Below are 10,856 nucleotides of genomic sequence, written 5' to 3' on the forward strand. Positions count from 1 at the left end.
CAAAAATGGGGACGCGGACCCTGTACGGAGGCCGAGGACGTACGTGCCCCGGATGCTCCCCCGCCCGCCACCCGGCCAGCGCACCGGGGGCTCCGCGCCCGGCTAGAGCTCCTGGGGGAGACGGCGGGCCACCTCGAGCAGCAGCACGACCCGGCGCTCGCGGTCCACGTCGTAGAGCGCGATCGCATCATCCACCACCACCGAGAGCCGCGGGGGCGCATGCCCGCCGTCCCTCTTCCCCCGCGGGGGAAGGACGCGCTCGGAGCCCTCACCCAGGGCGGCGGCCACGGCATCCAGCTCGTCGCGGATGCGGCGGTAGGTCTCCAGCGTCAGGTGAGCGAGCTGGTTCCAGGCGGAAGGGCTGATCTCGACGGTGTACACGATGCGCTGGACGAAGTTCCGGGGTGATTCCCCGACTTCTTTGAGCACAAAACACGCCAGGACGCATCTTTCTGTCGCCCCTCCCCCCCGGCCAGGGTTCAGTGGTGAACGGAGGCGGTTTCAAACCGTGGACAAGAGGACACGAACCGTTCTCCGCGCGCACCCGGCCCGCACGGAGAGTGGGGGCCATGGCAGGGGGCTTGGCGTCCCCCTCCACACAACCCTCGCGGCCAAAGCGCCTGACGCATGGCGGGCAGTCCGCTGGCCGATCATCCAGCGCAGGACGCCCATGGGCCCGCGGCCCAGACGCGCCTGAGCAGGTCCACGTGCCCCGCCCCACCTTGCGGCCCGCTTTTCACCGGGAGCCGAAGCTCATCGTCCACTCCAGACCGGAGCCAGTGCCATGCGTGTCGAGTCTCTTCGGGCCCTCGCCTGTGTCCTCCTGCTGTGGGGCTGTGCGGAGGTGGTGGAGCCCCGCGAAACACCGCCCCGGCAACAGGAGGAGGCCGCGGCGGCGGTGCCCGCCCGCTTCACGGACACGGAGGTCGTCGACGGGCTCGAGAGCGCCACGTCCATGGCCCTCGCGCCGGATGGGCGCATCTTCGTGTGCGAGCAGGCGGGGCGGCTGCGCGTCATCCAGAACGGCACGCTGCTGGCCGAGCCCTTCCTCACGGTGACGACGGATGACAACGGCGAGCGGGGCCTGCTCGGGGTGGCGTTCGATCCCAGCTTCCCCCGCGAGCCCTACGTCTACGTCTATTACACGGCCACCACGCCCCGGACGCACAACCGCCTCAGCCGCTTCACCGCGAGCGGCAACCGGGCGGTGGCCGGCAGCGAGCGCATCCTGCTCGAGCTCGAGCCGCTGGGGGCCAGCAACCACAACGGAGGCGCGCTCCACTTCGGGCTCGACGGCAAGCTCTACGTGGCCGTGGGGGACAACACGCGCTCGTCGAACGCGCCGAGGCTCGACACGCTGATGGGCAAGGTGCTGCGGCTGGAGAGGGACGGCTCCATCCCCACCGACAACCCCTTCTACACGCGCACCACGGGCCTCTACCGGGCCATCTGGACGTACGGCCTGCGCAATCCCTTCAGCCTCGCCGTGCAGCCGGGCACCGGCCGCATCTTCATCAACGACGTCGGCCAGGGCGAATGGGAGGAGATCAACGAGGGCGTCGCCGGAGCCAACTACGGCTGGCCAGACACCGAGGGCCCCACCACGGATTCGCGCTACCGCGCGCCGCTGTTCGCCTACGAGCATGGCTCGGGCACCGGCAAGGGCTGCGCCATCTCCGCTGGGACCTTCTACAACCCGCCCGTGGCCCAGTTCCCCGCGGAGTACACGGGGCGCTACTTCTTCTCGGACTACTGCAACGGGTGGATTCGCACGTACGACCCGAGGACGGGCGCCGTCGCCGTCTTCGCCACGGGGATGAATGCGCTGGTGGACCTCGACGTCGGGCCGGACGGAAGCCTCTACTACCTGGACCGCCAGGAAGACGAGGTGCACCGCATCCGCTACACGACGACGGGTGAGGCCCCCACCGTGGCGCGCCACCCCGAGAGCCTCACGGTGCTGACCGGCCAGCCCGCCACCTTCACGGTGAGCGCCAGCGGCACCGCGCCCTTGAGCTACCAGTGGCAGCGCAATGGCGCCGACCTGCCAGGACAGACGTCCGCGAGCCTCACGCTGACGGCGGTGGGACTCGCGGACTCGGGGGCCCGCTTCCGGGTGCGGGTGTCCAACGCCTCCGGCTCGGTGCTGAGCAACGAGGCCGTGCTCACCGTGCGAAGCGGCACCGCGCCCGTGGCCACCATCGTCCTGCCCGCGGAGGGGACGCGCTACAGCGCCGGGGACGTCATCTCCTACGAGGGCCAGGGCACGGACGCCGAGGACGGCACGCTGCCGGCCAGCGCCTTCACCTGGCGCGTGGACTTCCACCACGACGAGCACCTGCACCCCTTCGTGCCGTCCACGAGCGGCGTGACGCGTGGAACCTTCACCGTGCCGGTGCGGGGGGAGACCTCCGCGAACGTGTGGTACCGCATCCACCTGCGGGTGGTGGACTCCAGCGGGGCCTCGCACGAGGTGTACCGGGACGTGTACCCGAGGACGGTGAAGCTGCGCGTGGAGACAGAGCCCGCGGGGCTGCGGGTGACGCTGGACGGGCAGCCCCAGGCCACGCCGCTGGAGGTGGAGAGCGTGGTCGGCGTGGTGCGCGCGCTCGGGGTGGTGTCGCCCCAGGTGAAGGACGGGACGAGCTACGTCTTCGACCACTGGTCGGACGGCGGGGCCGCGACGCATGAGCTCCCCACGCCCGCGGTGGACACGCGCTACACGGCGGTGTTCCGCACCGCTCCGGGCACCACGAGCGGCCTGCGGGCGGAGTACTTCGACAATCCCGACTTCACGAGCCTCGCGCTGGAGCGGGTGGATGCCACCGTGGACTTCCGCTGGGAGGACGGCTCCCCCGGCCCGGCCTTGGACGAGGACACCTTCTCGGTGCGCTGGACGGGGAGCGTGGTGCCCCGGTACTCGGAGACGTACACCTTCTACACGCAGACGAACGACGGGGTGCGGCTGTGGGTGGACGGCAAACTCCTCATCGACGACTGGAGCATCCACTCCACCCTGGAGAGGCGGGGCACCCTCACGCTGGAGGCGGGGCGCGCCTACAGCATCCGGATGGAGTTCTACGAGAACAAGGGACTGGCCACCGCGCGGCTGCACTGGTCGAGCTCCAGCCAGCGCAAGGAGATCATCCCCGCCGAGCGGCTCCGGCCGACGCCTCCCTAGCCGGGCACCGGGCGGCCACTCATCTCCATCATTGATTCGCGGCCGGGTTTGCGGCACCAAGCGCATTCCCCTCGCAGCGAGGTACCGCCATTCCCAGCACGCACCTGACCTTCCCGTCCGCCGAGGCCCACCGGAACTGGCTCGAGGGCCAGTCCGCCCTGCCGCGCGGCTTCCGCGTCGGGCGCACGCGCCTCGAGTTCATGCCCGCCGAGGTGGCCAAACCGGCGAAGATGAACCTGACGCTCATCGTGCTCGACGAGCCGACCCCATCGTTCGCGGCGCTCTTCACGAAGAACGCGTTTCCGGGAGCGCCGGTGCTCATCGGCCGGCAGCGGCTGGGCGAGCCCATACTGGGCGCGGTGGTGGTGAACAACAAGGTGAGCAACGTGTGCGCGCCCGGGGGCGTCGAGGCCTCCGAGCGGCTGTGCGCGGCGGTGGCGGGCCCGTTGGGGTTGAGCGCCTCGCAGGTGCTGCCCTGCTCGACGGGCGTCATCGGCTGGCGGCTGCCGGTGGACGCGATGGTGCAGGCAGTGCCCCAGGCGGTGTCCGCGCTCGAGGCCGGCTCGGTGATGCCCGCCGCCGAGGGCATCATGACGACCGACCTGTACCCCAAGGTCCGCCGGGCCCGGGTGGGGGACGGGAGCATCGTGGGCATCGCCAAGGGCGCGGGGATGATTGAACCCAACCTGGCCACCATGCTCGTCTTCCTGATGACGGACGTGGACGTGCCGCGCGAGGCCCTGCGCGCCACGCTGCGCTCGGTGTGCGCGCGGACGTTCGGCTGCATCAGCGTGGACAGCGACACGAGCACCTCGGACTCGGTGGCGCTGCTGTCCTCGCGCAAGGTGCCCTGCCCGAGCCTCCCCGCCTTCGAGGCCGCGCTGGAGCAGGTGTGCGCGGACCTGGCCGAGGACATCGTCCGCAACGGCGAGGGCGTGCACCATGTCATGCGCGTGCACGTGCGCGGGGCCCCGAGCGAGGAGGTGGCGCGGGGCATCGGCAAGTCGGTGGTGAACTCGCCGCTGTTCCAGTGCGCGGTGAACGGGAACGACCCGAACGTGGGCCGGCTGGTGGCGGCCATTGGCAAGTACGTGGGCGCGCACCACCCCGAGGTGGACCTGTCGCGCTGCACGCTGCGCATGGGCGGCCGGGTCATCCTCGAGCAGGGGGCCTTCCGGCTGGACAACGAGGCGGAGAAGGCGCTGGTGGCCCACATGAAGGGCGCCGAGCTCTACACGAGCGTGCCGCCGCCGGACGGGCTCACCTTCCGCCCGCCGGTGACGTTTCCTCCGCACGAGCGCTCGGTGGAGATCGAAGTGGACCTGGGCCCCGGCCCGGCGAGCGGCACGGTGCTCGGCGCGGACCGGAGCCACGAGTACATCAGCGAGAACGCGGACTACCGCAGCTGAGCCTCACCTCACCATCCTCGGCCGCGAGGAGACAGGATAGGGTGTGGCCCCATGTCCGGTCCCAGCTCGCAGCGCGCGCTCGTTGCTCCCTTCGTCCGGACGCTGGTGGCCCTGGGCCTGCTGGGTGCCACCCCACGCGCCGACGCCAGCGAGCCTCCGGCCATGCCCGAGCCGCTGCTCGGCGAGTCGGTCACCGACCTCGATGGGCTCGAAGCGGGCGAGCTGGAGCTGGAGCTGACCGGCCTCCTCACGCCCCCGCGCACCGCGAGGGGCGGAGGCTGGCAGGGCTCGATGGAGTTGGAGTGGCGCGCCCTGGAGCGGCTCGGGTTGATGGTGGAGGTGGGCATGGGCGGCGGGCTCGGCCGTCCCGAGCTCGAGGGCGTCAGCGCGCGAGCCGCCGGCTCCTGGATGCTGCTGCATGACGTCGCGCGGGGCCTCCACGTCCAGGCGGAGCTCGGGGCGCGGCTGCTGAGCGAGGACGAGGAAGCGGCGGCGTTCGAGCCCGGAGAGGCCACGCTGCCGCTGTGGTTCGGACTGCGCGCGGGCTGGCGGCAGGGTGCATGGACGGTGCGGGCGGGGCTCGGAGGACAGGCGCTCGGCCGGAGCGCGCACCTCGTGCCGCTGCGCGCCAACCTGTCGGCGCTCGGCCAGGTGGGCCCGTGGAGCTTCCTCGGCGTCGAGCTGGAGGGGGATTGGGCCCGGGCGAGCTGGCTGGTGGTGGCGCCGACCGCCCTGGTGGACCTGGGCCCGGTGGAGTTGCCGGTACGCCTCGGGCTGGCCGTGCCCTGGAGCCCGGCGCGCTCGGGCAGGCACTCCGAGACCGGCTTCATGCTCCGATTGGTATACGAGCTGGACCGGGACTGACTGGGAGACGCTCGGCGCGTCTTCCAGGGCGTGCCCAACATCACCACCAAGGTGAACAACGGAGGCGCGGTGATTAGAGCTTGCGCAGGCGGACGCGGCGCACCCGGTGGTCCGGGCCCTTCACGAGGATGAGCCGTGCCCGCGAGCGCGTGGGCGCGATGTTCTGCGCCAGGTTCGGCCCGTTGATCTCCCCCCACACGGACTCGGCGCGGGCGATGGCCTGCTCCTCGGTGAGCTCGGCGAAGCGCCGGAAGAAGGAGCGCTCGTCGCGGAACGCCGTCTGCCGCAGGCTCAGGAAGCGGTCCACGTACCAGCGGCGGATGTCCTGCTCGTGCGCGTCCACGTAGATGGAGAAGTCGAAGAAGTCCGAGAGGAACGTGTGCGGCAGCTTCCCGTCCGTCACCGTCCCCGTCTGCAGCACGTTGAGCCCCTCGAGGATGACGATGTCCGGCCGGCGAATCGTCACCCCCTCGTCCGGCACGGTGTCGTAGACGAGGTGCGAGTACACGGGCGCCGTCACCTCGGCGCGTCCGGACTTGAGCTCGGCGAGGAAGCGCACCAGGGCGCGCCGGTCGTAGCTCTCCGGGAAGCCCTTGCGGTGCATGATGTTGCGCTCGGTGAGCACGCGGTTGGGGAAGAGGAAGCCGTCCGTGGTGACGAGCTCCACGTGCGGATGATCCGGCCAGCGCGACAGCAGCGCCCGGAGGATGCGCGCCGTGGTGCTCTTGCCCACCGCCACGCTGCCCGCGATGCCGATGATGAAGGGCACCTTCTGGGTGAAGCCCCCGAGGAACGCCTGCTGCGCCGTCCACAGGCTCTGCGTCGCCGCCACGTGCAGGTTGAGCAACCGGGACAGCGGCAGGTAGACGTCCGCCACCTCCTCCAGGTCCAGGTGCTCCCCGAGCCCGCGCAGCCCTTCCACCTCCTCGGCGGTGAGCGGCAGCGGGGTCGCGGCGCGCAGGGACCGCCACGCCTCGCGCTCGAAGTCGACGAACATGGACGCGGCTTGATGCTTGGGTGCGGACATGGGCCGCCATCCTACCCAAGCGTCCGGCCTCCGACGGAATCCTCGTGAATTGTCCGTCCCTCCACGCCCGTAACATCACCCGCGCGACGCTCGGGCGGAAAGCGGCGGATGAGGCTTACCCGGAATACACGAATAAGGACACTTTGGTTGAAAGCCAATCTTTGAACACAGGCCTTGGGGGAAAGCACATGGACGCCATGACGAGCCGTGAGAGCCTCTGTTCCCGGAGCGGCTTCGGCGCCGGGCCGTGCATCGCGGCGCTGCTGATGGCGGCCACCCTGGCCTGTGGTCCAGTAGACGGGAGCGAGGGGCAGCAGGAGCCCGCCACCCAGACGCGGGGACTCGAATCCACCAACGGCGAGACGCCCAACGGGCTGGCCTTCAATGGCCTCGCCTTCAACGGCCTGGCCTTCAATGGCCTCGCCTTCAACGGGCTCGCGTTCAATGGCCTCAACAGCGCCGGGTTCTCGGCCTGGTTCGAGCAGAACGACTCGTTGGCGGAGACGGTCATGCGCTACCTCGTCACCTGTGCCGTGCCCGGCGGCGAGACGCGCACGTTCACGGACTCGAAGGGGCGGACGTATGTGTGGCAGGGCTCGCTGGGGCTCGCGCCGGACTGGGCCAGTGGCCAGCCGGCAACGGTGACCGAGCAGCAGCTCGTCTCCGCGTGTCTGGCCGCCCACGTCAACAAGTTCGGGCGGCACGTGGAATTCTCCCTCCAGGGCCGCAATGGGCGGGGGCAGCTCATCCCCACGCCCCAGACGGAGCTGCAGGAGTTCTCGCAGCGCGAGGGGTGCTTCTTCGGCAACCTCTTCACCAACGAGGGCATCTTCGTCGGCAACGACGACAGCCCGCTGGCCAGCAACGAGAGCAGCGTGCGTGCGTGCGCGCTCGGCAAGAAGGACGAGTGCTCGCCGATGGTCCAGGTGGGGAGCTGCGCGTCGAGCTGCACGCGGGACTCCACGGGCACTTCCTACGCGCAGTGCACCCGCAACGGCATCACCTATGCCGCGCTCACCACGCGCATCCACCCCAAGGACATCTACGTGTGTGGCGACCTCAAATGCCAGTTCACCGAGTCCTGCGGCATCGGCCTGTTCACCACGCAGTGCACGCTGGACTGTGGCATCTGCCTCTTCTGACACCGGGGCGACACGTTCCCACCGCTCCGAGCAGACTGGCGGTATGAGCTACATCCAGGAATTGCGTGCCCTGGCGGGCCCCCGGCCGCTTCTCTACGTGGGGGCGGGTGTCGTCGCGGTCAACGAGGCGGGAGAGCTGCTGATGTTCCGCCGCACGGACAGCAGCGCGCCCGGCGGTGAACGCGCTGAGGCCCGGCTGGCTTGTGGCACAGTCGCGTCCGTGAACCGCTCCGCGCTCCTGCTCTCGCTGCTCCTGTGCTGCACCCTGGCCTGCTCGCGCAAGGTGGAGTCCTCCACGCTCGGGCTCCAGTACGAGCCGCCCTCGGGCATGGCCCTGCGCAACGAGGAGCCCGGCCCTCCGGCCGTGGCACACTTCGAGGGAGGCCTGGAGGTGCGCTCGGTGCAGGGCACGCCGCCCAAGGTGGACGCGGCTCCCGAGGACGTACTGGGCGCCGCGGGAATCCCCGTGCCGGGCAGGCGCGTGAACGCCACCACGGGGACGCTGCCCGCGGGCCCGGTGGGGCGCTACGAGTTCCAGCAGGGCTCGTCCCGGACGCTCGTGTACTTCCTCCCGCTCACGGACCGGTTCGTGCTCGTCCTCTACACCGCGCCCGAGCGCGACTACGGCCCGGGCTCCTCACGCGTCGAGCGTTCGCTGTCCACGCTCAAGCCCACGCGCTGAGCCGGTTCGCCTCACGTGGAGCGATGGCCGGACGATGACCGTCCTGCGCGTGCAGTGCTCCTCGTGCCGCGCGCCCTGGTTCCTCTCCTTCGACGTGCGGCCCAACTGAGCAGGCGGACCCGGAGTGAATCGCCTCGCGGACGGTGCGCGCGGCAAGTCCCTCTCATTCCCAGGGGGGCACTGGACGAATGAACTTCCTCGACCCACCCTCCCGTATCAACGAATACATGGAGGTAGGGGATGGGGAAGTGGCGTGAGGTGGCCTTGCTGTGCTCGCTCGCGGTGGGGTGTGGCGGCGCGGCCGCGGAGGAAGGGGCCATCCAGGAGGACGAGCGTCCGCAGGTCAGCTCACCCGCCGAGGGAGCGGACGACTCGCTGACGGCGCAGTGGAGCCTTGTGGAGCCGGGAACCGCGCGGCTGGTGAAGGACATCTTCCCTCCGGTCGCCAGTGATTTGCCGCCGTGGTACGAGACTTCTCCGAGCAGCCTCGTGGAGTTCCGCGGGAAGCTCTTCTTCGCCGCCAACTTCGAGGACGGCCGCAGGGAGCTGTGGCGGAGTGATGGCACCGAGGCCGGCACGGTGAGGGTGAAGTCGTTCCCCCCGCTCCCGGGGTCCTTCTTCGCCAGCTCGCTCACGGAGCTGACGCCGGTGGGCACTCAGCTCTTCTTCGTGGTGGACGACGCGCTCCACGGCCAGGAGGTGTGGGTCAGCGAGGGCACCACCGCGAGCACGCGGCTGGTGAAGGACATCGGGCCGGGAGTCACCGGCGCATCGCCGTACAACCTGAAGGCCGTGGGCGGCCGGCTGCTCTTCTTCCGCTATGTCCTGGAGACGGCCACCCTGCCCGCGCACCAGGAGCTGTGGCGGAGCGATGGCACCGAGGCCGGCACGGTGCTCGTGAAGAACCTGGGGCCTGACTCGTCGCTCATCTTCTCGCAGGCCATCGTGGGCAACACGCTCTACTTCGTCCTCTCGGACCCGGACCACGGCACCGAGCTGTGGAAGAGCGATGGCACCGGGGCCGGCACGGGGCTGGTGAAGGACATCCTCCCGGGCGCCGACAGCTCGTACCCCTTCAACCTGCGCGCCGTGGGCAGTCGCGTCTTCTTCACCGCCACCGACGCGGAGCACGGCAACGAGGTGTGGAGGACCGATGGCACCGAAGCGGGCACGACGCTCGTCGCGGACTTGAAGCCGGGCCCGGAGAGCAGCAATCCGCAGCTGCTCGAGCCGACGGGGAGCTGCCTGTACCTCGCGCTGTCCGAGCCGGACCGCACCGTGGGCCTCTACAAGCTGAAGGACGGCACCGAGCGCGTGCAGGTGAGGCGCATCGCCACCCTGCCCAACCCGTACGACGATGAGGAGGCGTACGGATACATCACCAACTCCGCCATTGCGGGCGGGAAGCTGTACGTCGTGCTGGCGCTCTACGGAATGGGCCCGGCTCCTCGCGACACGCAGCTGTGGGTGAGCGATGCGACGAGCGCCGGGACGAAGCTGCTGCACCACCCGCTGAGCCTGTCCGACGAGTTCGGCTCCACCCTCTACTCCGTGGGGGACCGCGTCGTCTTCAGTGGCTACGAGGCGAACACGGGCCTGGAGCCCTGGGTGAGCGATGGGACGGAGGCGGGCACGCGGCTGCTGCAGGACATCGCCTCCCCCGGCCACTCGTACCCCTCCGGCTTCACCCGCGTGGGCTCCTCGAAGCTCTTCTTCGTCGCCACCGACGCCGCCCACGGCAACGAGCTGTGGATGGTACCGCTGGCCCGCTGACAGCGGACTTCGCGAGCGTCCCGGGCTTCCCCATGCAGGAGGCCCGGGACGTACGCGAGTCCCGAGCCCTACGCGCTCAGCAGGCTCCGCACGCCGAAGGCCGTATAGGCCGCGGAGAGCCCCGCCATCACGGACTGCGAGATGACGGCGGCGGGCCGCTCGAGCTCCTCTCCCCGCAGCAGGGCGGGCAGCTTGCGGAGCCCGCGGGCGGCCCCCAGGAAACCAAGCAGCCCGACGAGCGCCGCGCCTCCCAGCAACCCACGCGGGGAGACTCCGCGCCGCGCCAGCAACCCCAGGCCGAGCGCCACCGTCCCGAAGCCCGCGGGGATGAGCGCCGTCTTGGACTGTCTCCCCGTCGCCAGGAAGCCGCCCACGCCGAGCGTCGTCAGCAGCGACCCATAGCCAAGCGTCCAGTTCTCCATGCCGCACCTCCTCGATTCCGGATTGTCCCGGCCACGTACGGCCCCGGGAATCTGGGCATGGTGCGCCCGGCCTGCCCGGGTGTTTCACCAGCTCATCACGGCCTTGGACGCCGGGGCGGCCGGTGCCGCGGAGACGTCCTGCTCCAGGTCGCGGAAGCCCTCCTTCTTCGCGCGGACGCGGTAGTTGCCCTTGTCCACGTTCTTGAAGCGGTAGTTGCCCTGCTCCGTGGTGCGGGTCGACTGCACGACGTTGCCCTTGTCGTCGACGAGCTCCACCAGCGTATTGGCCGACTGGGCCGCCCCGCTCGCGAGCCCCAGCGAGCCCTCGACCTCGGCGTACTTCTGGCGTTGGACGC

Annotated in this window: 10 protein-coding genes; 6 read left to right on the forward strand and 4 right to left on the reverse strand. The window is 70.4% G+C overall.

Annotated features, from left to right (window positions below; genetic code table 11):
* Window positions 1-102: 102 nt before the first annotated feature.
* Window positions 103-429, reverse strand: coding sequence for a type II toxin-antitoxin system RelE family toxin (locus tag ACJ8AN_RS23690; protein WP_407757711.1), 327 nt, complete (start codon window positions 427-429; stop codon window positions 103-105).
* Between the two features lie 355 nt (window positions 430-784).
* Here ACJ8AN_RS23690 and ACJ8AN_RS23695 point away from each other — a divergent pair, with 355 nt between their 5' ends.
* The 3 genes from ACJ8AN_RS23695 to ACJ8AN_RS23705 all read left to right on the forward strand — a co-directional run bounded on the left by ACJ8AN_RS23695 (window position 785) and on the right by ACJ8AN_RS23705 (window position 5,454).
* A complete protein-coding gene (locus tag ACJ8AN_RS23695) occupies window positions 785-3,181 on the forward strand; it encodes a PQQ-dependent sugar dehydrogenase (RefSeq protein WP_407757712.1) in 2,397 nt (798 codons plus the stop codon).
* A gap of 200 nt (window positions 3,182-3,381) precedes the next feature.
* Window positions 3,382-4,590, forward strand: coding sequence for a bifunctional ornithine acetyltransferase/N-acetylglutamate synthase (locus ACJ8AN_RS23700; RefSeq protein ID WP_407757713.1), 1,209 nt, complete (start codon window positions 3,382-3,384; stop codon window positions 4,588-4,590).
* 51 nt (window positions 4,591-4,641) lie between these two features.
* Window positions 4,642-5,454, forward strand: coding sequence for a hypothetical protein (locus ACJ8AN_RS23705; RefSeq protein WP_407757714.1), 813 nt, complete (start codon window positions 4,642-4,644; stop codon window positions 5,452-5,454).
* 73 nt (window positions 5,455-5,527) lie between these two features.
* Here the strand turns inward: ACJ8AN_RS23705 and coaA are convergent, their stop codons facing one another.
* Entirely contained in the window at window positions 5,528-6,481 is a 954-nt protein-coding gene (coaA, locus tag ACJ8AN_RS23710; protein ID WP_407757715.1) for a type I pantothenate kinase, read from the reverse strand.
* A gap of 188 nt (window positions 6,482-6,669) precedes the next feature.
* Between coaA and ACJ8AN_RS23715 the strand changes: the two genes are divergently transcribed.
* The 3 genes from ACJ8AN_RS23715 to ACJ8AN_RS23725 all read left to right on the forward strand — a co-directional run bounded on the left by ACJ8AN_RS23715 (window position 6,670) and on the right by ACJ8AN_RS23725 (window position 10,078).
* Entirely contained in the window at window positions 6,670-7,623 is a 954-nt protein-coding gene (locus ACJ8AN_RS23715) for a hypothetical protein (protein WP_407757716.1), read from the forward strand.
* 43 nt (window positions 7,624-7,666) lie between these two features.
* A complete protein-coding gene (locus tag ACJ8AN_RS23720) occupies window positions 7,667-8,305 on the forward strand; it encodes a hypothetical protein (protein WP_407757717.1) in 639 nt (212 codons plus the stop codon).
* A 240-nt stretch (window positions 8,306-8,545) separates the two neighbouring features.
* Window positions 8,546-10,078, forward strand: coding sequence for an ELWxxDGT repeat protein (locus tag ACJ8AN_RS23725; protein WP_407757718.1), 1,533 nt, complete (start codon window positions 8,546-8,548; stop codon window positions 10,076-10,078).
* A 68-nt stretch (window positions 10,079-10,146) separates the two neighbouring features.
* Here the strand turns inward: ACJ8AN_RS23725 and ACJ8AN_RS23730 are convergent, their stop codons facing one another.
* Together ACJ8AN_RS23730 and ACJ8AN_RS23735 are read right to left on the reverse strand one after the other, a co-directional pair.
* Window positions 10,147-10,500, reverse strand: coding sequence for a hypothetical protein (locus tag ACJ8AN_RS23730; protein WP_407757719.1), 354 nt, complete (start codon window positions 10,498-10,500; stop codon window positions 10,147-10,149).
* Window positions 10,501-10,584: 84 nt separating this feature from the next.
* Window positions 10,585-10,856: carboxypeptidase-like regulatory domain-containing protein (locus tag ACJ8AN_RS23735; protein WP_407757720.1), on the reverse strand; the 272-nt coding region annotated here is incomplete at its 5' end.

The sequence above is a fragment of the Archangium sp. genome (assembly GCF_045802675.1).
GTDB lineage: Bacteria > Myxococcota > Myxococcia > Myxococcales > Myxococcaceae > Archangium.

Coding starts and splice junctions, on each gene's coding strand:
- ACJ8AN_RS23720 (WP_407757717.1), top strand. CDS start 7,667: ATGAGCTACATCCAGGAATTGCGTGCCCTGGCGGGCCCCCGGCCGCTT.
- coaA (WP_407757715.1), bottom strand. CDS start 6,481: ATGTCCGCACCCAAGCATCAAGCCGCGTCCATGTTCGTCGACTTCGAG.
- ACJ8AN_RS23705 (WP_407757714.1), top strand. CDS start 4,642: ATGTCCGGTCCCAGCTCGCAGCGCGCGCTCGTTGCTCCCTTCGTCCGG.
- ACJ8AN_RS23725 (WP_407757718.1), top strand. CDS start 8,546: ATGGGGAAGTGGCGTGAGGTGGCCTTGCTGTGCTCGCTCGCGGTGGGG.
- ACJ8AN_RS23715 (WP_407757716.1), top strand. CDS start 6,670: ATGGACGCCATGACGAGCCGTGAGAGCCTCTGTTCCCGGAGCGGCTTC.
- ACJ8AN_RS23695 (WP_407757712.1), top strand. CDS start 785: ATGCGTGTCGAGTCTCTTCGGGCCCTCGCCTGTGTCCTCCTGCTGTGG.
- ACJ8AN_RS23700 (WP_407757713.1), top strand. CDS start 3,382: ATGCCCGCCGAGGTGGCCAAACCGGCGAAGATGAACCTGACGCTCATC.
- ACJ8AN_RS23730 (WP_407757719.1), bottom strand. CDS start 10,500: ATGGAGAACTGGACGCTTGGCTATGGGTCGCTGCTGACGACGCTCGGC.